We start from the raw sequence: 23,101 nt of genomic DNA, 5'->3' as shown, positions 1-23,101 counted from the left end.
ATCTGTAAGTATCATTCGCACATTCCCCAAATGATCTTTGATGAAATAATCATAGACAAACGTTGAACCAACCCGTCTGATCCGGCCTTCTTCCATGCCTATGAATGACAACGAATCATCCGTGAACACCGCATTACCCAGATACAATGTACTGACCGTATCAACTCCAAACTCCGTAACGATTTTCTGCAGCTTCGTTCCATCAGCGGCATACTCATAATCAATATATCCGCGTGACGTACTATTGTCTTTTTTGGAATGTACTCTGCTGACCATATTGATCGCATTGTACTGTATCCCATCGCCGCCGCTCGTTTGATTAATGGATTTATTCAGATCCCTGGTCAAACTGCCGTTTACATTATATGTATAGTCCGTGGCACCGGTGGTCTTATTACTGCCGAGCTGATCCATATACAATTTATCCGACCGGAAATCACCGAGCTTTGTGGCTGTATCGTTGACCCGGTCAATAACGCTTCGAAGTTTGTTTGATTGCCCGATATACGTATAAAGGAGACTGTCAATGGTAAAGCTGCTGCTTCCTTTCAAACCTTTTTGATTCATGGAAAGAATATTTCCATTCACGTCGTAACTCAGACCACTGACACTGAAATCTATTCCTCCTGACTTACCGAACTGCTGTTGCCGGAATTCATTAAAATCTGCACCGGTCAACCTGTTGGCTGCATCATACCCAAAGTCATATTTGCGTAGCTGATCATCACCCGTGCTTTTCCAGAGCATTCCGCCAATATTGCCATTGAACAGACCGGATGCATACGAGGTGTTCACTCCATTTATCGATAATGCCGTTTTGTCGTACCCGAGATCGAAACCGAAATGATTAGCTACGCTTGTTGAATCCTTTACATAGGCGCGGTTGACACCAAGCATCCATCCCCTTACATTATAATCATAGTTCAGTGTTTCCAGCCCCTGGTTTCCATTAAATGCAGGGGCAAGTTTTTTTGTTTTCAACTGCCCCATTGCATCATAGTTCTGCGTCAGTACGTGAGTATAGCTGGATTGAAGAGCTCCGCTATTGATCTGACTGTGGCCAATCCTCTTTTCCAATCGAACAAGCCGCGCAAGGTCATCATATACATACTTCGTCATGATTACCACTGTCACCGCTTTGTTTCCTGCTTTTTGTATTCTTTGCAGGGTGATCAATGGTTGCCCGCTCCAGTTGTACTGTGTAGTGATGAAATCATTCCCTCCTGTCCGGTTCCTTGATTTCACCTGGATCACTCTTCCTTTCTCGTCATAAATATTGATCGAGTAAAGTATAACCAAACTATTAATTACTTTGACGCTTGTCCAGGTTGGCAGGCCCCGTACCTGAGCAGACGCGACCAATGGCTGAGCGTATAAAGGCGAAGCGGAAGATGCATGAAACTGACTCGATAAAGTATCAATAAAGTTACCGTTCAACCCTGCGGGAAGGCCAGCATAATCATCATAATGGGAAGTAGTCAAATCGAAATAATTTGAACTGGTATTGGGAATGGCAAGAGAGGTGGCCGCACTGTCACGAAAGGAGGAGAAGCTACCGGCACTGGATAATAAACCTGTTTCAATAACACGGTTCAGGTCATCATACTTCGTCACATTCCATCTTGCCGGAGTCGTTGCCCGCATAACTGCATCCTGCGTCATGATCAGCCTGTCACGAAAATCATACACCATATATGTCTCTCCCGCACCCGGCACCTTTTTAACGATCATCCGGTTACGTTCATCATATTCATAGCGGAAGCACTGCTCTGCCAGGATCTCCGTGCTGGTCAGCAACCAATTGGAGGCAATCACCGCAACACCTTTCGGCTGAATTACACAACGGAGATTACCAAGGTCATCATACAGGTAATATGTGCAGATCCAACCGGAATGGCCTTTCCCATTACCATCATCCGCAGACGCAGTCAGTTGTACTTTTTTTAGAATGACTTTACCCTGTTTGTCGGTGAATTCGATAAGCTGTTTGCCGTGTTCGTCGATGGTGATGATTTTTGTCAATTGCCCGGCGGGGTACATCGCAGTGGTAGAATAAGTTCCCCATGCACCAACAGAACCGCCATTAGTAACATTCCATATCCTGACCGAGTCAAACGCAGTATTCGTCAGGTACCTTATTTTCACGGATCGTCTCGCAGCTTCTGTAGCTTGCGAAGCTGTGCCGGCCCAACTGCTCCCCGGAGAAAACGTTTCTGTTACCCGGTTCAACGGCGATGGTTCAAAATTTGTTTGACTATAAAGGAATGTTTCATCTTGCCCTTTCAGCGGAGATAATACATAGATGTTTCCAAGAGAATAGACTTGTTGCTGCCATGGGTTAGTCTTAAATAGTCCATCAGACTGGCCGGGGTTCCCTCCGGAGGATTGAAATGGCAAAAACCTGAATTTTTCTCTGCCGAATTCATCATACGTAAATCCCTCAACCATATCCGTCATTGGATAGCCGGTGTGCATAGAACCATGCTTAACCACATTTTGTATCGGCCTGCCCAGCCCATCCACATACTGCGTCGTCATACGGAAATCTCTCGCCGCCATCGCGGTCGTAATCGCAGCGGCATTGGTATCCGGCTTCATCGCATCCCATGTCCGCACATAGCTGACCGGTATGCCGCTATTGTATGCGGCAGGCAGATACGGCGTCTGAGCAGAGACGTCATTGCCTGCTAAGCACACTGACAGCCAGGCTATTCCTAACTTAAAACAAACAGAACGAGAATTCATATATCAGTCGGTTAATAAAATCAATTTAAAATACACGGCCACTACTATCAGTCGCTTTACTAATATCAGTAAGCTCAATCATACCATCTCAGTTACCAACACCTGTCAACGGTTGTGCGCCCGGCTGCCCTGTCTGCCGCAACCGCTGCCGGATCCTGTCAGTATATAATTCATAAGCTAACGGCCCCAAGGCTGTTTTAATAGCAGCTTCAGCTGCTTGCCGCGCGGCAAGTGCAGCGGAATCCTGCTGCTCCTGGTTAAGGGACGCGTTTTTCCGTATGCCGTTTATCTCATTGAGCAAATTGTTCCGGAAAGAGAATACCTGGTCGATGGCCAACTCCGTAACGTTCAGATTCGCTTTCATCCAGACCCGTTGCAGGGAATCTACCGTATGGCGTAATGACTGTGTATCGTCCTGCTGCGCGAGCAACGTCACACTCATAAAGAGCAATGCCAACGATGATAGTGTATAGTGAAAGTTCTTTTTCATTTTTTGTATTGATGTTAACTCAAAGATTTGTATAACCAGTTCCTGGTGTTGTTGAAAAAGTATATTCCCAGCAACGGATCCCATCATTCAGGTAAGTAGTATAAGTCCCCATAGATGTTTGCGTACCATTGCAGGTCGCTGAGAAGTTGGTTGTTTGCGGAGAACCGGAGCCGCCACAATTCAGCCGGACACGTTTGAAGTTTACATTCAGATTGCTGACAGAATAAGGAGTCGTGCAGGCAGCATCGCTGAAGAATTTGATCAGGATCGTTGCGGTGCTTTGTTCCGCTTCATTGTAAACATCCGTGACAAAGGTTTTTGCATAAATGATCACGGGCGAACACGTACCGACCGAATTTGCGTTTGCCTGTCCCAGGGTCGCCAGCGCAGAATTCGCTTGAGCGTTTGCATCTGCAAGGCTGATGTTCGAACTGTAAGTATTCGCATTGATCGTATATAAATGGCTGCTACCTGTGTAACCGGCTCCGCAGTTATTGCGCGTGAAATTATTCGTTACCGCAGCGTTGTACCAGGTGCAACCTGCATTGCTGTTGGCATATGCTTGCCCGCCTGCGGTTACTGCGGCCGAAGCCTGTCCGTTGGCATCGGCCTGGCTGACGGTGGAAGAATAAGTGTTCGCCGCAATCGTGTAAGTAACTGTGCCGCCGGTCCCGCCGTCTGAACAGTTATTCCGGGTGAAGTTGGCACTTTGCGCAGTATTATACCAGGTGCAGGTTGCATTCGCATTTGCGTAAGCCTGTCCGCCTGCGGTGACTGCTGCTGAAGCCTGCGCGTTGGCATCTGCCTGGCTGATCGTGGAGGTATAAGTATTAGCTGCAATAGTATATGTAACCGTTCCGCCAATGCCACCTACACAAATATTCCTGGTGAAGCTTCCGCTTTGTGCCGCATTGCCCCATCCACAGGTAGCATTAGCGTTAGCATAGGCCTGTCCTCCAGCGTTAACAGCATTGACGGCGGCTTGATTAGCATCTGCCTGGCTGACTGTAGAAGAATAAGTTCCTGCCGCAATCGTATAGGTGACGATCCCACCGACGCCTCCTTCAGCGCAGTTATTCCGGGTAAAACTGCCGCTTTGCGCGGTATTTATCCAGGTGCAGGTTGCATTGGCGTTAGCATAGGACTGACCATTCGTATTGACGTCATTAGTTGCTTTTTGATTGGCATCAGCCTGGCTGATCGTGGAAGTATATACCCCGGCAGCCACGTTGTACGTAACAGTGCCGCCGGTACCTCCAGCCCCACAATTATTTCGGGTGAAGGAGCCACTTGCAGCTGCACTGCTATAGATCAGCATGCCACAATCCTCCGGCTGTCCGGCGTAGTTATAGCATATTTTCTTTAAGATATTACCGTCCTGATCGCGCATCAGTGTCAGCCTGTTCAGCGCATCATATTCAAAATAACTGACGCGATTATTGATGTCTGACTGTGCTATTATACCAACCAACGGCTCGTACGTATAAGTCACCATCTGAGATGACTTTGGCTGTAGACGCAATTCATCTACCGTGATATTTCCGGTAATAGTTACAGTTGTTAAATTGGAGAATTCATGTTGGTAATAGGTCCAACCGAGACGCGTAACACCCATTGTGCCCGGGGAGCCGTTCACTGACAAAGAGCCATTTCGCGACCAGTACGAAACAATATAAGCACGACCATTGGTCAAACCGGTTTTTGTAATAGATCCACTGCCGAGTGCATATGACTGACGGCCGGTAAACGCAAACGTTGTTGAATACCCATCTCCGCTCACAGTCCAACTGCCCAAACCCTGGTTCTCAAAGCTTGTAAACGCGATATCTGCAAAAACAGCATTCTTTGCTTCTGCCACCGGATTTGCTTCCCATACATCCCATAAGTATACGCTCTTTGCATCGTTTTCTTTTGACACTTCCAGTACAGCACCGTCAGCAGAATAATGATGATATCGAAGACGGGTGATGGGCGTTGAAGTACCCGGCGTATAATCCACCGTTGAAGGGACAAGGACTTTTGCATTCCCAAACCAGTCCGTATAATTTGTTTTGACAGAATACAGCGTATTGGCTCCCAATTTCGCTGTTTCCTCGATCACAGGGGTAACGATATTAGCATCCACCATTTTTTGATACACATTACCGGATGATTTCAGATCGAATGGATATTTAAATTCCTTTGACACCAATTCACCTTTACTGTTGATCGTTTGCTGACTGGTCAGCATAAGATTGCTCAGGTTGTCGTATTTATTGATGGCAATTTCCATCACTGCCGAACTGCCGGACAGGTCATAGGTGTATGTTCGTACAGTATCCGGGTAACTGAAATAAGAATGTGTGAAATACCTGCTGACATCATAGGCGGCAAGATCATTCTCACTCATCGGATCTGATTCACATGCGGGAACATAACGTCTATTAACGATGATGCCGGTATCAATCCGGTAAATACCTGCACTTATGCTGGCCGCATCGAACAATTTTTTATAGGAGGTAAATACTTCTTTCACTTTTACGTTTGCACTACCGTTTTTCTTGAACAGCAGGGTACTGATCTCCTGCCCGTTGAATAATCCAAAGTTGGTATAGGCGGAAGACGGGATCGTGTTTCCAACCATCACCTGGGGAGATGGATCGCTGGTCACCGAGTATTTATGATGAACGCCGCCATTTTCAAAGTTCTCTCCTTCAGATTCCACCACATCCGAGTAAACGACGCTGCCGCTTGCTGTACCATAGAGTGCATACAGGCTGTTTGAACTAAGCACCTTCACTGTCCACTCTTTATAACCACAGTCACCTGTTGGACCACCTTCTCCTACACCAGCGGAACAATTTTTTCGTACAATCTTATCTGACAGGTATTGAGGGCTCCATACCAACTGCGCTGAGGAGTTATCTAAATTCGCCAGCGAAGCATAAAAATATTTTTTGACCCCTGCCTGGCTTCCATCAGCAGAGTAGGAAACTACTTTCTGCACCCGTTGTCCGCCAATATCTATATGTCTGTTAACAGCTGCTTGTCCCTCGTGCAAATAGGTTACCAGCCCGGACAATGCTTTATTAGGTTCGTATACGATACTGCTGTATCCACCCGTCGGGTAGATTATTTTCTTCAGCATCCCTTTTTTTCCATACGCCGCATTAGGCGCTCTGTTTCCGTTTGCTAAAGCAAAAAGACTACTGTACTCGGAAGTGGCTGGTACAAAATATTCATTGCTGGCTCCGTTGAAAAAACCATAATGGTCCTGCGACATACTTAACCGGGGAGGCAGGTTTTCTTTGTCTTCATATTCAAACACGTGCACCTGTCCTGTCTTTCCTGAAACAGGATCTTTTTCCTTCACGCCTGTCAGGAATAACCGTTGCGCTCCTTCGGAGATGATCGGATTGGTAAAAGAACTATTGGCGAGCGTAAATTCCTGCTGCAGTTCAAATCGCTTGAACGGCATAGGGCTGTTAGCTTTAAAAAAGTCCACCGACGTAATACAGGAGTCACCCGGAAGATCATAGCGGGACTGATAGTTGATACGAACGCTTCCCTGTGGATAAACAATGGAAGATAAAACCCTGCCTTCATTGGTGATACGGGTGTAACAACTGGATGTATTGTCTGATGGTGCCGTCAATGTACCACTGACCATACAACTGTAAGATGCATCCTGTGTATACGGATACAATTTCTCCATCGTTTGAGAGAAACTGGAATAGTAGCTAAAGTAAACCGCGTTATAATTGAATACAACAGAATCACCTAAAGGGTGCCTGATCTTTGTCAGATACCAGGCATTCTCCGTCCATCCATAGCTGGTATAACCGCATCCTGATCCGCCATTCTGCGTACGGCTCCTTTCCGACGCTCCATCACCACCAAAAGTGTATTTCATCCCCTCAGGCGTAGTGACAGTAAAACGGTAGCTGCTGATATCATAGTCGCGGCTGATCTTCAGATTGGGAATTAATGGAACGGTTACGATCTGACCGGACCTGTCAAAATAAAAGCTTCCGGAATAGCCGTCAAAACTGAAAGAATAGCGATCAGGTTCAGCATCACCTGTCACAACATCATTCAGAAAATTTCGCAGTTGATTAGAAGGCGTTATCAGGCTGGCAGGCTGAGTCGCGCGCGTGTAAGTATTATCGTCTCTGCCCAGAACTGTACGGTTGATCACGCCGCCGCCAACAAATGTCCAGCCCGTCCCCACCCTGCTGGAAGGCAGGTTCACCTGCACACCACTAGAGCTGTACTGTAATCCAAGCGTGTGATTGATCCTGCCGGTATTCACTCCGCCCAATGGGATATTTAAATTCATGGTGCCGGTGAACAATCCAACAGGTACTGTGCCGAACTTCCCCAACTGAAATGCTTCCGGTGAAGGGGGAAGGATATTGGGCATCTGTATTGTCTGATAGCCACCTTGCCCATTCGATTCCTGTAGCCAGAAACTAAAAAAGGACAACAAAAGCACACTGATGCGTATAATGTGTCTGATCATAAAATATACTGACTGACTTATTTTGAACTATACCGGTATCCTGGTTTGATAGCCGGCTGATTTGCTGTTAAAATGTATACCCTATCCGAAATAATATCGCAGCCGGCCTTGGAGACTTTCCATAACTCAGAAAATCCCACAGCAACTGCACCTTCGTTTTCTTCAACAACTTCGAACGCATATCCACCACTTTGCTCAACCCGATCAACCCACTCTCCTGCCATCCACTTCTATCCTTCAACTCCGCAATGCGTTTAAATCCTTCGCGGTAATGCTGCTCATATCCACCCGTCAGCCAGAAAGAACCCTTCAATCGTACATCTACAAAGCTTCGCAGGCTCACCCCTTCATGTGTAATGCGGATATGATTAATGCTTTTCCCCCAACCGATTTTATAGCCACCCCCAACTCCGATAATGCTGTTGTCATTCAGTTTGTATCCCACCGTTAAAGCGAGATCACTGGTGACCGGGAAGAAGCCATTGGATCGCTGCGATTGCATCGTCAGGCCATACTCGATGCGTTGCAGAAATGTCTTTGTCTTTTGCTTATTCGGCTTAAAACCTTCCGGCATATCCAGCTCGTCAGAGCTGCCGCCACCCAGTTTGTGCAGTTTATCTTTAAGTGCGTTCAATTGTGATTGCGCCTCCTGCATGTTCTGACTGAACTGCGCCTGTGCATTCGGACCACCCGCACTGATCTGTTGCTGCACAAGGTTATTCACCTGGCTGCGTGTTTGCAAACCCGCGAGGCTGGCGGCCGCCTGCGGATCATTCGGATCACCCGGCAAACGGAATAAGGATGCAAGCATACTGTTCTTCCGCATGAACTCTTTGAATACGGATGTTTTGCTTAATAATTCCAGCGCTTTCTTTTCCGCCTTTTTATGGTCTTTCAGTACCTGCTTGTATTCATTCACCTGCGCACTGTAGTAATATGCCTGTTTATTGAAAGCTTTCAGCTCTTTCGCAAGTCCGGTGTTTTCTAATTGCTGACGCAGATACTGTTTACGTTGTTTGAGGAATTGTTTGATCTCCTCGGCTTTACCGAATTGCGATTCAAGACCATTTACTTTGGAAAGGCTTTGTTGTAGTTTTTGAGAAACATCACCTGTAGCGTTCAGCAATTTCGGCTGCAGTTGCAGGAACTTCAATGAGGAACTCAAGGTATCCAGGGAAGCGATATAGGGTGGCTTTAATGATCCAACGCTGAGTTTATTTTGCAACTGCTGATAGGCGGCATCTTTATCAGCGAAGATCCTGCTTGCCGCGGCGGAGTCTTTCTTCGCCAGCTTGCGTTGAAGCTTTGCTTCCTGTTTAAATAAAGATGAAAGAAGTTTAGCAGATGCCCGGTCAAGTTTCTCTTCCAGCTGCCCGGCCTTTTTACCAGCCTGCTCAATATAATCCAGGCTGACCAGCGAGGATGTATCGTGCTGTGCATTGGCGTATACACACAGCAGTATACTCAATAAGATGAGGATGCAGCGGTTCGGCATGGTGGTGGTTGGTGGTGCTTGTAACGAAAATAAAGAGAAGACTTTTTTGGATTACTGCATGAGAAAAATGCAAGTATTTTTACAATTAAGAGGTAGCACTTAGTACGAATGCGTTAATACACTTGTTACGATTCGGGTGATAACACCTTTTTTTGATATATTTTCTATCACAGTTTTACTATTGCGTTGAGATAAATGAATGCGCATCCAGCAACCAGAGCTTCTCCTGATAAACCTGGTTCAAGAATTACCCATGGGCGTCGTGGTGAACTATTATTTTCCGGCTAAGCAAATGAAAAATACTTCAACGTCATCCCGGGCGTCGAATCCCAGACAATAACAATCCTAAATGACACAGACCCGGAACAACAATCTTTCTCCACCTCTTCCCTATCTCCTAACTTTGCCCCATGTCCAAACTATTCCTCCAAAAAGCAGACATCACCAAAATAGCAGTTGATGCCATTGTAAACGCCGCAAATACTTCCCTTCTCGGTGGCGGCGGTGTTGACGGCGCCATACATCGTGCCGGCGGACCAGCGATTCTCGACGATTGCAGGAAGATCGTTGCCAGGCAAGGCGGTTGTAAGACCGGCGAAGCTGTCATCACCACCGCCGGAAACCTTCCGGCGAAATATGTCATTCATACTGTCGGCCCCGTTTGGAATGGGGGCGAGAAAAACGAAGCCATCAAACTGACCGCCTGCTATCGCAATAGCATGAACCTTGCGCTGGAAAACAAGGTGAAGAGCATCGCATTCCCAAATATCAGCACCGGGATCTATCATTATCCAAAACCTTCCGCCGCAGCCATTGCTGTGCAAACGGTAAGGGACTGGCTTGCGGAAACCAATGCGGACATTGATGTATATTTTGTTTGCTTTGACGATGAGAATTATCAACTTTACAGCCATCTACTCGACGAGAAAAAATGAATTACGATCAAACTATCGACTATCTTATTACACGGCTTCCTATGTTCAGCCGCTTAGGCGCGGCGGCATATAAGGCAGACCTTAACAATATCATCCGCCTCTGCGATTTTCTTGGCAATCCACAGCGAAAATTCAGATCGATCCATGTTGCCGGCACAAATGGAAAAGGTTCCGTTAGCCATATGCTGGCGTCAATACTGCAGGCTGCAGGATATAAAACAGCACTGCATACATCACCACACCTCAGAGATTTCAGGGAAAGGATCAAAGTGAACGGTGAGATGATCCCGAAAGAATATGTTGTATCCTTTACAGAAAAGATCAAGCCCGTGATCGACGAGATCGATCCCAGCTTCTTTGAGATCTCTGTGGCAATGGCCTTTGATTATTTCGCCGATGAGCAACCTGATTTCGCGATCATTGAGACCGGCCTGGGCGGACGTTTGGACAGTACAAATATCCTTCTGCCTGAACTCTCCATCATCACTAATATCGGATGGGATCATATGAACCTGCTTGGCGATTCGCTCGAAAAGATCGCCGGAGAAAAAGCAGGCATTATCAAAACAAATACCCCTGTCGTGATCGGAGAAGTGATCCCCGAAACAAAAGAGGTCTTTATAAAAACGGCGCTTGAAAAAGCAGCACAACTGACCATCGCTTCTTCAAACTGGCAGGCAACCGACTGGAAATGGAAAGATCATGAGCTGCAGGTGGAAGTAGCAGAACAGCACAGAACCGACCGGCAGGTATACAGACTGGATCTTCCGGGACTGTATCAGACAAAGAACATTCTCACCGTGCTCGAAGCATGCAGCATACTGAAAACTAAAGGATGGAATATTCCTGAAGAAGCTATTCACACCGGCTTTCGCCAGGTGAAGAAAACAACGGGATTGCATGGACGATGGGAACAGATCCATCAGCATCCAAGCGTGATCATGGATGTGGCACATAATGAAGCCGGGGTAAAACAACTGGTAGCACAATTAGAGCTGACCGATCATCACGCCTTACATATTGTTCTTGGTATGGTGAAAGACAAGGCCATTGATAAGGTACTTGCATTGCTTCCTCATCATGCAGTGTATTATTTTACGCAGGCATCGATCCCACGGGCACTGGAAGCGGACGAACTGCGATCACAGGCGGAAGCTATCGGATTGAAAGGCAAGAGCTATCCAGACGTTAATACAGCACTGAAGCAGGCGCTTGCTGTAGCTAAACAGGATGATCTCATACTGGTGTGCGGGAGCGTATTTCTTGTAGCGGAAGTAAACCTGTAGACTGGCGTAGTAGGAACGCGGCGAGCGCCACGATACGCGGCGGACGCAACGCAATATTTCTGGCTGTTTTCGCCGCGCCCGCCGCGTATCGTGGCGCTCGCCGCGTTCCTACTACACTATGAAGTATAAAGATTATGGTAACATGCAAACAGTTACAAACTAAGTCCCATCTTTTGGAATGCATACATAATGCACGTCACATGCATTGATTGTATGATCTCATTCTTCCGGATCATTTCCCTCACTTCTTCAATTGTATGCAGGGAAACCCTGATATCCTCGCCCGGATCAAGATGCTGCTCTGTTACTTTCTTCCCTCCCTTTGCAAGATACATATGCATGATATTGGCATTGGTAGAAGGATTTGCCGAGATCCGGCCAAGATATTCATAAGAAGAAAATTCATACCCCGTCTCTTCGAGCAGCTCACGCTTTACTGCTTCTTCAAAGCTAGCATCTGTATCATCCACGCAACCTCCCGGGATCTCCATACAGATCTCCCCCAGTGCATGCCGGTATTGTTGTTCCATAATGATCTTCCCGTCTTCCGTGAGTGCCACAGCTGTTACCCAGTTAGGAAAATCATACACATAATACGGATCGATTATTTTTCCTGCTGGTGTTTCACAACGTTCTTTCCTGACTTTGAACCAAAGGTCGTGAAAGAGATATTCAGAGGATAGGACTTTCCATTTCATCCTGATCAATACATTAATAGGTTATTGAATAAAGTCTTCGCGGCTTGTTGATCACCATCCTTTCCGTTCGCGCAGCGCGGTGATCTGTGCCACATGATGTTTACCATGCCAGGCATAATTTCCCAGCAGGAACCATAAACGCATCGTACGCTTATGTTCTGGATGGAACACGGTACGGTTATTCCAGTCATCGTCCCTTACATATTTCAATGCTTCATACCAACGGGCATGCAGGGCATGCAAAAGCGTCACCGAAATATTTACAGGTAGTTTCTGCACATCATTCATCTCCGCCCACAGCTTTTCTTCGTAAGGCTTGATCGTCGGATTCTCCTCCGTTAATGCCAGTTTGAACCGGCAATACGCATTGATATGACTATCCGCGATATGATGCACCACCTGGTGAACCGTCCAGCCGCCATCCCTGTAAGGTGTATGCAACTGCTCCTCGTCCAGGTTAAGCAACGCGTGCTCCACAGCAAGCGGCAGAAATTTTATATCAGCAAGCCATTCCACTTTTCTCTCGATCGAGAAAGGCTGGGCTTCATATTCTCCGATGGGATAACGGGGATCAACCAAAGTAGGCATGTTACGGGGGTTTAGTGAATGGTTTTGTTGGCAAAATCAAAATATATCAGTACCTGTTGCTGATGGTTCGGTTTAAAAGTTTAATAGTTTAAATGTTTAAAAGTTATAAACACAGATCAAAACGGCTCTGCTAACTTTTAAACATTTAAACTATTAAACTTTTAAACTATTAAACTTTTAAACTTACACTTCTGTACCCTCTCTTAGAGTATCTCAATCAGCTCCACTTCAAACATCAGCGTTGCTCCTCCAGGGATATCACTTCCCGCGCCACGGTCGCCGTAAGCAAGATGTGATGGGATCCACAAGCGCCAGTGGCTGCCTTCTTTCATCAGCGGAATAGCGATCTGCCATCCTTTGATCAAAGCTGTCAGCGGCGCTGAGAACGGTTGGTTACGTTTGAAGGAACTGTCGAATTCTTTTCCATCAAGCAATGCACCTTTATAATGCGCTTTGATATTATCTTTAATAGAAGGCTGTTTGCCTGTTCCGTCTTTCAGGATCTCATACTGGATCCCTTCCGGTAGTTCCACAACGCCTTCTTTGGTTTTGTTGATGTTGAGAAATGCTTCTCCCGCGCTTTTCTGCGCTTCTATTTTACCGCTCATAAACTCTTTTAATTTGTTTTGAATACTCATGAAAATTTCTTTTTCTATACAGACTGCAAAAATAAAATATCTGCCACAAAATAATGTAGCAGAAATTCTACCCGTTTCTTAGTTTTCTCTTAATGAATGACCTGTCAGGTTGATGAACACGTCTTCGAGATTTGCTTTTTTTACTTCTTTGGGGCGTTCAAAGCCGGAAGCAACAAGATCATCGATCATTTTATCAGGTGATGCGAGCGCAATGATCTTGCCAGCATCGATGATCGCGATCCTGTCGCACAGGTATTCAGCTTCATCCATATAGTGGGTGGTGATGATCACGGTAGTGCCTCTTTCCCGGATCGTGCGGATGAGTTCCCAGAGACTTCGTCTCGCCTGCGGGTCCAGCCCGGTCGTGGGTTCATCCAGGAAGATGATACGCGGTTCATTGATCAGCGTGGTTGCGACAGAAAAGCGCTGCTTTTGTCCGCCGCTGAGATCTTTGAATTTCGCCTTTGCCTTGTCTTTCAGGTTCACCATTTCCAGTAGCTCCATGGCTCCGACGTTGCGGTTATAAAGCCCGCAGAACAATTCGATCAGCTGGAGGAGATTCAGCCCGGGGTAGTACCCGCTACTTTGCAGTTGAACACCGATGATCTTCTTGATCTCGGCCGGCTGCTTGTCAAGGTTAAGGCCATCGACGATCACTTCCCCGCTGGTCTTTTCCCGCAGGGTTTCGATGATCTCAAGCGTGGTAGACTTGCCGGCGCCATTCGGACCAAGCAGTCCAAAAATTTCGCCTTCATAAACATCAAAGGAAATGCCTTTTACTGCCTGAAAATTGCCGTATTGCTTGGTGAGATCCTTAACGGAGATAATTGTATTCTTTTCCATCAGGCAGCAATTTACTGCAAAACCCGGGAAATCAGTTAACGAACACCTGAGTATAATAAAGCGTGCCGTCTGAATCAGCTGCGATACCTATCCCGATATAGCGATAATTGCCCAGCATGTTCTTCCGGTGGCCGGGCGATTTCTTCCACATATTCACGACATCCTTTCCCGTGCTGGCTCCATATGCCACATTCTCCGCAAAACCGCTCAGTTTCGGGAATGTTTTGCTGGCCGCCAGGCGGCGCTGCTCAAATCCATCATGCCCAAAGCTGGTCTTGCCTTTAGCCATACCCGTACTGTGTTTAAGCGCCAGCTCATTCAGATCTTCACGCATTTCAAGCGCCGGCAGGCCCTGGGATCTACGCAGATCATTGGTATACTTCAGCACATCGTCGCGCATACTCTGCGCATTCAAAACGATGGAAAAACAAAGTGCAAAACAGAAAGAAACGACAGGAATCGTCCGGGTAATATATTTCATTGAGATCATGATGGGTACATGACAAGATTAGTACCAATCGGGGAAAAAACAAATAGAGGGATTGTTAAATCTGAAGAGGCGGGAGAAAGTTTAAAAGTTTAATAGTTTAAGGGTTTAAAAGTTAAGAGAGCAACCCTTAAACTATTAAACTTTTAAACTATTAAACTATTAAACTTTTAAACTTTTAAACTTTTAAACTATTAAACTATTAAACTATTAAACTATTAAACTTTTAAACCTTTTAAACTTTCCCCTCCCTCCCCAGCTCCGCTTCGAGTTCCGCCATCATGTCACTGCTGCCGATGAACATTGGTGTGCGCTGGTGCAGTTCGGTTGGCTGGATGTCAAGGATCCGTCTTTCGCCGTCGGTAGCCTTACCGCCGGCCACTTCGGTGATAAATGCAAACGGGTTGCACTCATACATGAGGCGCAGCTTGCCTTTGGGTTTATCAATAGTGCCAGGATACATGAAGATGCCGCCCTTGATCAGGTTACGATGCACATCTGCCACCATGCTGCCGATATAACGTTGGGTATACGGACCGCCGGTCGTCTTGTCTTTCTTCTGACATACATCAATATATTTCTTTACTCCTTCACGATACTGGAAGAAATTACCGTGATTTACGGAATAGATCTTTCCGCTTGGCGGGCATTTGATATCGGGATGACTGAGCGTAAACTCCCCGATCGAAGGATCAAGCGTAAAGCCATTCACACCACGACGGGTAGCGTACACCAGCATGGTCGAAGAACCGTATACGATATAACCCGCAGCAACCTGCTGGGTTCCTTTTTGAAGAAAATCTTCTTTGCTGGCCTTTTGCCCTTTTGGGCTAACACGCCTGTACACGCCGAAAATAGTCCCGATGGAGACATTCACGTCAATATTACCACTGCCGTCAAGCGGGTCAAAAAGGCATACATACTTTGAATTATTACTGATGGGATCGTCAAAAGCCACGTATTCATCCAGTTCCTCACTGGCGATGCCCGCACAGCTGACGCCATGCTGGAGAACACCGGTGAACTGGTCATTTGCGAAGAGGTCGAGCTTTTTCACGTCTTCCCCCTGCACATTTACACTGCCGGCATCACCTAGTATGTCTACCAGGCCGGCCTTGTTTACTTCCACGTTCACCCGTTTAGCGGCGAGACCGATATCCCGGAGCAGGGTACTCAATTCTCCTGTTGCGTGCGGAATATGGCGCAATTGCTGGATGGTAAATTCATCCAGTGTAAGGATCTTTCTGTTGAAATTCATAGCAGTCAGTTAAAAGCTAACAAATGTAAGGCGGAAAGTCCGAAACTTATAACGGTTGTGTGAGTCGTACATTAACTGCGGTAGGCCGGCTTGGGCGTGATAATGAGCTTTGACTGTCGTAGGAGTATCGCAGAGGGCGCAAAGGGAGCCGCAAAGGACGCAAAGAAATCTTAGCGTTTTTTGCGATTACTGTGCGCCCTCTGCGATACTCCTGCGCCAAACCAGTAAAAAACTAACCGAATTTCACGACATTTGCACCCTCTGTTCGTTACGGTCATAATCAATTCATACATGAAGGTTTTTAAGTTTGGCGGCGCATCGGTCAATAGTGTTGACCGGGTTAAGAATACAGGAAATATTTTGAAGCAATACCAGGGAGAAAAACTCCTGGTGGTGATCTCCGCCATGGGTAAAACGACCAATGCGCTGGAATCTGTAGTAGAAGCATTCTATGCCAACCGCAAAGATGATGCTCTTGCCCTGTTTGAACAGGTAAAGCAACAACACCTGACTACTGCCAAATACCTCCTCGTCACACATTACCTTGCCTGTGAGCAACAATTGCGCGATTTCTTTACGGAAGTAGAATGGATGCTCCATGATAAACCCGTGCGGGAATTTGATTATTACTACGACCAGGTTGTATGCGTCGGAGAACTTCTCTCCACTTCCATTGTAAGTCATTACCTCAACGAGACCGGCGTTCCCAACAAATGGCTTGACGTGCGGGATATCTTCCGTACAGATGATAATTTCCGCGACGCTACTATCGACTGGGAATACACTTCGGCACAGATTGATGATGCAGTAAAACCTGTATTCACAACAGGCAATATGGTGCTCACGCAGGGATATATCGGCTCCACCGATGAGAATGAAAGCACCACACTTGGCCGCGAAGGAAGTGATTACACCGCAGCGGTATTTGCCAATATCCTGGACGCGGAAAGCCTTACCATCTGGAAAGACGTGGAGAGCGTGATGAATGCTGATCCCCGCCGTTTCCCGGATGCTGTACCACTGCCTGAACTGAACTATAACGAAGTGATTGAAATGGCCTACTATGGCGCACAGGTCATTCACCCTAAAACGATCAAACCTTTACAGAACAAGAGCATTCCGCTTTATGTAAAGTGCTTCCTGGATCCTTTACTCGCGGGAACGATCATACACAATCAACCGGTAAAACAATTGCCTCCGGTGATCGTACTTAAAGAGAAACAGGTGATGCTGCAACTGAACTCGAAAGATTTTTCCTTTGTGGGAGAACATCACGTAGGCCTGCTCTATCATTTGTTTGAAAAGATCAAGATCAAACCGAATCTCACACAGAACGGAGCGATCAGTTTTGTTTGTGTCGTAGATGATCAGGGCGAAAAAACAGAGCGGCTCGCTCTTGAAGCTGCATCGATCTTTGATACAAAAGTGATGAAGGAGCTTTCCCTGTTAACGATCAGGCATTATACCGGAGATCATTTGGAGAAGCTGATCGCGGGAAGAACCGTTTTATTAAAACAACAGACGCCTGATACGGTGCAGGTGTTACTTGGATGATCATACTTTTAATAAAAAAGGTCCCTCTGATTGTCAGAGGGACCTTTTTTAATCAGCTTCAATAGTAATGGTCTGTACCATCTTTTTTGCCACCGGCTTGTCATTCAGCAATGCTGGTTTCCACTCCGGCATTTTTTCCATTTCAATGATCAGCAGGTCAGCAAAATCTTCATCTTTGGGACCTTTCAACACTTTAAAGTTTGTAGGAACGCCATCTTTATCAACGATGAATTCCACCTGCACATAAGACTTCTTCACGCCTTCGGGAAGTTTTGATGCCATGTCTTTACCCAGTTTGTCCAGGTATTTCGTATATCCATCCGCACCACCCTGGAATTGCGGCCACTGGTGAACAGATTCTGCCACCGTTGCGATCACACGTGTGCGATGCTGCATAGGCTCCCTCTTCACCGGCTTCACTTCCACAGGTGCTTTCTTCTCGGGAACGTTATTGACGATGTATTCCCCTTTATCATTGATCATGATCACCGGAAGCTGCTTGTACTTTTCAAAGTAATCAAATGCATCTTCCATGCGATTGGCAAAACGTTTAAGTGTTGGATCGTCTTTAGAAAGATTGTTCAGGTAATTCACGCTTCGCTGTACGTTAAAACGCACAGGAAAAATATGAACGGGGATATAATCCTGGCCCTGGTTCTTCGCATGAGCAGCCAGAATGTATAGCTCATCGATCTGCTGGTCTGTGATGGGTATACAACCAACAGTCACACAACTTCCGTGAATATAGATCGCACTGCCGGGTCTTAAAGAGTCGCTCAGGATCTGGTCAGATACATTGGGATAGTTGATTCCCAGGGAAAGATAATACTGACTTTTCGGGTTGAATTCATTGATATAATAAAAACCTTCAGGAACCTGGTAATCGCCTTCGAGCCTTTTGGGACCAAGCGTACCCGCGAGTGCACAAACTTTATAAGTCTTGAACAACTTGAAAGGTTCATTCATTTCATCTTTCACCCATACTTCCATATTGCTGTCATACTTGAACGAACGGATATAGATGTAGTTGGCAGGCCATTTCAGTTTCTTTGCGGCAAACTGTTTTTGCAACGTGTCTTCCTTACGTTTGAAAGATTCATCCGGACGCGTGAAAGTCTTCTGGTAATCAATGAACGACGTACTCGTTAACGCTGCATTTCTCACTGAGGTCTGAGCACCGGCCGGCAGAATAAATAAAAGGGAAACGAGAACAGGTATGATCAGTTTTTTCATGTGTGGGATATCCTTAGGGTGATTAACGTTTGGCAGTCAGTTTTAGTGCTGGTTAATCTTTAATGATTTGTGAAGATACGCCAGATGGGGCAAAATGAGCCGGGCCTGTGAGCTGTTAGGGGCAAACTTGCGTAGCAGACTGTAAATCAACCTGATTCGTTTTCCACAGGTGTGTATTGCCGGTGGTAATGCGTAGGAGTATCGCAGAGCGCGCAAAGGATCGCAGCGGGCGCTAAGGATCGCAGCGGACGCAAAGGATCGCAGCGGGCGCAAAGGATCGCAGCGGGCGCAAAGGATCGCAGCGGGCGCAAAGGATCGCAGAGCGTGCAAAGGATCGCAGAGGTCACAAAGGATCGCAGAGCGCGCAAAGGATCGCAGAGCGCGCTAAGTTTCTCTGCGGCCTCTGCGATCCTTTGCGCCCTCTGCGTTACTATTACGCCAGTCCGCTTTAGCAAGTTCAAACTACAAATTCCCTCTTGCTTCCTGCTCCCTCTCAATCGCTTCAAACAGCGCCTTAAAATTCCCTTTCCCGAAGCTCTTCGCTCCTTTCCGCTGAATGATCTCAAAGAACAAGGTTGGCCTGTCTTCAACCGGTTTCGAGAACAACTGCAGCAGGTATCCCTCATTATCACGGTCAACGAGAATACCCAGTTCTTTTAATGGTTCCAGGTCTTCATCAATCTGTCCAACCCTGTCGATCAGATCGTCATAGTAACTTGACGGCACTTTCAGGAACTCAACGCCCCTGCTCATAAGATCACGAACAGTTGTCACAATATCAGCTGTTGCCAGCGCAACGTGCTGCACTCCTTCACCACGATAAAACTCCAGGTACTCTTCCACCTGCGATTTCTTTTTGCCTTCTGCCGGTTCATTGATCGGGAATTTTACAAATCCATTTCCGCTGCTCATCACTTTACTCATCAGCGCAGAATACTCCGTGGAAATATCTTCATCGTCAAAGGATAGAATATTCCTGAAACCCATCACTTCTTCGTAAAATTTCACCCAGGGATTCATCTGGTTCCAGTCAACATTACCCACGCAATGATCAACATACATCAATCCTGTATCTTTTGGTGCAAAATGCGGGTTGTTCCAGGCCCTGTATCCCGGCATGAAGGTTCCGGTATAATGCTGACGTTCGATGAACAGGTGCACTGTTTCTCCATAAGTGTGGATCCCGCTGATCACTACTTCACCGTGATCGTCTGTTAATGTAGTAGGCTCCATATAGCTTTTCGCGCCGCGGCTGGTTGTTTCCTTCCACGCGGAAGTTGCATCCTTTACTCTGAGTGAAAGCGCCTTTACGCCATCCCCGTGTTTGTAGATATGATCTGCCATTTCATTGTCCGGGCGAAGCGGCGTGGTCAGCATAAAAGTGAGCTTGTGCTGGCGCACAACATAGCTCGCACGGTCCTTCACACCCGTCTCCGGCCCTGCATATGCCAGCGCCTGGAAACCGAATGCACTCATATAATAATGCGCCGCCTGCTTGGCGTTGCCAACATAGAATTCAACATAGTCAGTGCCTTCCAGCGGTAAAAAATCCTGAACAGCATCCGACGGTTTTACGTCCTTCGTAATTGTAGACATATAACAATGATTTAATAGAATAATGATTCCAAAAACAGCTCCAACCGGAACCTGATAAATCTGATACTAAAAAAAGGAGGAATTGTAGGCAGGGATCAGCAACTACCCATAGCCAGCGTCTCCATCAGCAGGCTGAAATTAGTCCGGTAATCGGAAAAATACTTATGTGGAAAATCGGGACGCATAGTGTATGAGGTCAAAACTAGGCAAAGGATGTGATAAGTTTGAAAGTTTAAGCGTTTAAATGTTTAAAAGTCATATTTCTCCTTGTTTGGCACGCTTTCGCTCACCTGTCTTATCCTGCCAACTTTTAAACAGTTAAGCCCCTAAACTTTTAAACCTTTAGCCCCTTCTCTCCCCGCGTGATTCTTCCTTTTCCCCTAGCTTTGCGCCATGCAAAAAATCGGTATTCTCGGTGGCGGCCAGCTGGGCCGAATGTTGCTGCAGTCTGCGGCGAATTATCCTGTTGAAACTTATATTCTTGAAAATGATCCGGAATGCCCGTCCGCCCATCTCTGCGGTCATTTTGTGCTCGGGGATATCAGGAACTTTGATGATGTGTACGCATTCGGAAAGCAGCTGGATGCGATCACGATCGAGATCGAGAACGTGAATGTCGAGGCGCTGGAAAAACTGGAGGCGGAAGGGGTTCGTGTTTATCCGAAACCTTCTGTGTTGCGCATTATCAAAAACAAGATCATTCAGAAAGAATATTATAAAATCCATCAGATCCCATCACCGGAATTTGTGATCACCCAAACAGCGGCTGAATTGAAAGGACACACCGCTTTTCTTCCCGCCGTGCATAAGCTTGGTGAAGGAGGCTATGATGGCCGCGGTGTTCAACTACTCAGAAAGGAAGAAGACCTCGCCCATGGTTTTGACGCGCCCTCTGTGCTGGAGAAAATGGTCAATATCAGGAAAGAGATCGCACAGATGGTCGCGATCAATGATAAAGGCGAAACCGCGCTTTACCCGCCGGTTGAAATGGTCTTCGACCCTGTGTTGAATCTGCTCGATTATCAACTATGCCCGGCGGATATTGACGAGCGCACATTATGGAAAGTTGAAGCAATTGCCCTCTCGGTCGTACGCAATTTCAAATCACCCGGGATATTTGCGATCGAAATGTTCATTGACAAAAATGGCGATGTGCTGGTAAATGAAACGGCCCCCAGAGTCCATAACAGCGGTCACCATACGATCGAAGCAAACTATTCTTCTCAGTTCGATATGCTGTGGAGGGTCCTCCTCGGCTATCCGCTGGGAAATACAGATCCGATCCTGCCTTCAGTAATGGTCAACCTGATCGGTGCTGAAAAATATTCAGGAAATGTAGTATATGAAGGTTTGGAGGAGATTTTGAAGATCGAGAATGCTTTTGTGCATCTCTATGGCAAAAAACAAACGAAGCCAGGGAGGAAAATGGGACATGTAACTATTATAAGCAAGGAAAAACAGGATCTGATACATCAGTCTAACAAGGTAAAACACAACCTGACCGTAAAAGCCTGACCTCTCATCCGGCCGTTTTGACGGCCTTTTGTAATGATTCAAACATATCTTGCAGAACACCGCAGGCAGAGATCAGCACTGTCGTCTAATATCGGTCTGGATTTCAAAGGCTTGCCATTTGCCAGTTTGATTCGGCATGGCGCTCATAAACAAATAAACAAAGTGACAACACAACCACCTATCCGTTACTGTTTTTTTATCGCGGCGCTTGGATTGCTGTCCGCTTGTGGAGGAGAATCGAAAAAAGAAGTAAAACCGCAGCAGGCTGCCGGCCGTTCGCAGGGTCCGATCCGTGTGGAAGCATACGTAGTGAAGCCCCAGTCTTTTGCAGAAAATATTGAAGTGCCCGGCTCTATCATCGCCAATGAGACCACCGAGATCCATCCGGAAGTATCAGGGCGCGTGGTCAACCTAAATGTAGCAGAAGGCCGCCAGGTGGCAAAAGGAACTCTGCTTGCAAAACTGTATGATGCGGACCTGCAGGCACAGTTGAAAAAATTACAGGTCCAGCTGGAGATCGCGAACACGAATGAAGAACGTTCTTCTCAATTGCTCAAGATCCAGGGGATCAGCAAAGCCGATTATGATGCAAGTTTGCTCAACGTAAATAATATCAAAGCGGATATCGATATCATCCGTACTGAAATAACCCGTACGGAGATCCGTGCACCTTTCAATGGTAAAATGGGGTTGAAAAATATCAGCCCTGGTGCTTATGTAACGCCAACTACGATCATCGCTGTGATCAACCAGACCGGCGAACTGAAACTTGATTTTACTGTCCCGGAGAAATACACCAGCAAGATCAAGACGGGTCAGCTGGTTACGTTCAGTTATGAAGGCGCTTCAAAAAAATATACAGCCAAAGTAATTGCAACGGAATCATCTGTTGCGGAGAATACCCGAAGCCTTAAAGTACGCTCTCTGGTACAGGCCCAGGATGAAGCGCTGATCCCCGGCTCATTTGCCAAAGTGCAACTTGCTTTTGATCCTGATCCGAATGCGATCCTGGTACCTACCCAGGCCATCCTTCCGCAGGCAAGAGGCAAAAAAGTGGTCCTGGCCAGTAATGGACAGGCAAAATTTGTAGACGTAACAACCGGTGTACGTGATTCTTCACGTGTACAGGTGACCCAGGGCCTGAAAGCAGGTGACACAGTCGTGATCACCGGACTGCTCACCCTGCGTCCTGAAGGGAAGCTGCAGGTATCGAAAGTGGTTAACCCATAAGGCAACAGC

At 46.6% G+C, this 23,101-nt stretch carries 17 protein-coding genes; 5 read left to right on the top strand and 12 right to left on the bottom strand.

The features are described 5' to 3' along the window. The 4 genes from LZZ85_RS27420 to LZZ85_RS27405 form a co-directional block, all read right to left on the bottom strand. Positions 1–2,745 (bottom strand): DUF6443 domain-containing protein (locus LZZ85_RS27420; protein WP_237877163.1); only part of this gene is annotated, 2,745 nt, incomplete at its 3' end. Between the two features lie 88 nt (positions 2,746–2,833). Continuing rightward, positions 2,834–3,235: a hypothetical protein gene (locus LZZ85_RS27415; protein ID WP_237877160.1), complete on the bottom strand. Its 402-nt coding sequence runs from the start codon at positions 3,233–3,235 to the stop codon at positions 2,834–2,836. A 19-nt stretch (positions 3,236–3,254) separates the two neighbouring features. Further along, positions 3,255–7,736, bottom strand: a complete 4,482-nt coding sequence (locus LZZ85_RS27410; RefSeq protein ID WP_237877158.1) for a DUF5977 domain-containing protein — start codon at positions 7,734–7,736, stop codon at positions 3,255–3,257. A 67-nt stretch (positions 7,737–7,803) separates the two neighbouring features. Continuing rightward, complete coding sequence (locus LZZ85_RS27405; protein ID WP_237877156.1) at positions 7,804–9,231, bottom strand: coiled-coil domain-containing protein; 1,428 nt, start codon at positions 9,229–9,231, stop codon at positions 7,804–7,806. A 410-nt stretch (positions 9,232–9,641) separates the two neighbouring features. On the opposite strand from LZZ85_RS27405, the gene LZZ85_RS27400 reads away from it, so the two are divergent. Further along, on the top strand, positions 9,642–10,166 hold the full coding sequence (locus tag LZZ85_RS27400; RefSeq protein ID WP_237877154.1) for an O-acetyl-ADP-ribose deacetylase: 525 nt from the start codon (positions 9,642–9,644) through the stop codon (positions 10,164–10,166). After that, positions 10,163–11,452, top strand: a complete 1,290-nt coding sequence (locus LZZ85_RS27395) for a bifunctional folylpolyglutamate synthase/dihydrofolate synthase (protein WP_237877152.1) — start codon at positions 10,163–10,165, stop codon at positions 11,450–11,452. The genes LZZ85_RS27400 and LZZ85_RS27395 overlap by 4 nt, the downstream gene beginning before the upstream one ends. Before the next feature lie 152 nt (positions 11,453–11,604). Here LZZ85_RS27395 and LZZ85_RS27390 read toward each other — a convergent pair whose 3' ends face one another. The 6 genes from LZZ85_RS27390 to fbp form a co-directional block, all read right to left on the bottom strand. Next, positions 11,605–12,150, bottom strand: a complete 546-nt coding sequence (locus LZZ85_RS27390) for an NUDIX hydrolase (RefSeq protein ID WP_237877150.1) — start codon at positions 12,148–12,150, stop codon at positions 11,605–11,607. Between the two features lie 51 nt (positions 12,151–12,201). Then, on the bottom strand, positions 12,202–12,738 hold the full coding sequence (locus LZZ85_RS27385; protein WP_237877148.1) for a YfiT family bacillithiol transferase: 537 nt from the start codon (positions 12,736–12,738) through the stop codon (positions 12,202–12,204). A gap of 203 nt (positions 12,739–12,941) precedes the next feature. Next, positions 12,942–13,376: an FKBP-type peptidyl-prolyl cis-trans isomerase gene (locus LZZ85_RS27380; protein WP_237877146.1), complete on the bottom strand. Its 435-nt coding sequence runs from the start codon at positions 13,374–13,376 to the stop codon at positions 12,942–12,944. Positions 13,377–13,454: 78 nt separating this feature from the next. Continuing rightward, complete coding sequence (locus LZZ85_RS27375; RefSeq protein ID WP_237877144.1) at positions 13,455–14,219, bottom strand: ABC transporter ATP-binding protein; 765 nt, start codon at positions 14,217–14,219, stop codon at positions 13,455–13,457. Between the two features lie 31 nt (positions 14,220–14,250). Beyond that, on the bottom strand, positions 14,251–14,700 hold the full coding sequence (locus LZZ85_RS27370; protein ID WP_237877141.1) for a CAP domain-containing protein: 450 nt from the start codon (positions 14,698–14,700) through the stop codon (positions 14,251–14,253). Between the two features lie 241 nt (positions 14,701–14,941). Continuing rightward, positions 14,942–15,964, bottom strand: a complete 1,023-nt coding sequence (gene fbp, locus LZZ85_RS27365) for a class 1 fructose-bisphosphatase (protein WP_237877138.1) — start codon at positions 15,962–15,964, stop codon at positions 14,942–14,944. A 291-nt stretch (positions 15,965–16,255) separates the two neighbouring features. On the opposite strand from fbp, the gene LZZ85_RS27360 reads away from it, so the two are divergent. Next, complete coding sequence (locus tag LZZ85_RS27360) at positions 16,256–17,518, top strand: aspartate kinase (protein WP_237877136.1); 1,263 nt, start codon at positions 16,256–16,258, stop codon at positions 17,516–17,518. Between the two features lie 48 nt (positions 17,519–17,566). On the opposite strand, the gene LZZ85_RS27355 is transcribed toward LZZ85_RS27360, so the two are convergent. Both LZZ85_RS27355 and hppD read right to left on the bottom strand, forming a co-directional pair. Further along, positions 17,567–18,751: a L,D-transpeptidase family protein gene (locus LZZ85_RS27355; RefSeq protein ID WP_237877134.1), complete on the bottom strand. Its 1,185-nt coding sequence runs from the start codon at positions 18,749–18,751 to the stop codon at positions 17,567–17,569. Positions 18,752–19,213: 462 nt separating this feature from the next. After that, positions 19,214–20,347 (bottom strand): 4-hydroxyphenylpyruvate dioxygenase, encoded by a 1,134-nt coding sequence (gene hppD, locus LZZ85_RS27350; RefSeq protein ID WP_237877133.1) that lies wholly within the window; start codon positions 20,345–20,347, stop codon positions 19,214–19,216. Positions 20,348–20,740: 393 nt separating this feature from the next. Here hppD and LZZ85_RS27345 point away from each other — a divergent pair, with 393 nt between their 5' ends. Together LZZ85_RS27345 and LZZ85_RS27340 are read left to right on the top strand one after the other, a co-directional pair. Then, entirely contained in the window at positions 20,741–21,862 is a 1,122-nt protein-coding gene (locus tag LZZ85_RS27345; protein WP_237877131.1) for a 5-(carboxyamino)imidazole ribonucleotide synthase, read from the top strand. A 162-nt stretch (positions 21,863–22,024) separates the two neighbouring features. Beyond that, the gene (locus LZZ85_RS27340) at positions 22,025–23,092 is read left to right on the top strand and encodes an efflux RND transporter periplasmic adaptor subunit (RefSeq protein WP_237877129.1); all 1,068 of its coding nucleotides are present in this window, start codon (positions 22,025–22,027) and stop codon (positions 23,090–23,092) included. Positions 23,093–23,101 lie beyond the last annotated feature (9 nt).

This window comes from Terrimonas ginsenosidimutans (assembly GCF_022012415.1).
In the GTDB taxonomy this organism is placed as follows: domain Bacteria; phylum Bacteroidota; class Bacteroidia; order Chitinophagales; family Chitinophagaceae; genus Terrimonas_A; species Terrimonas_A ginsenosidimutans.
The sequence above is the reverse complement of the archived record's forward strand: the minus strand, read 5'-3'. Positions and strand labels throughout refer to the sequence as shown.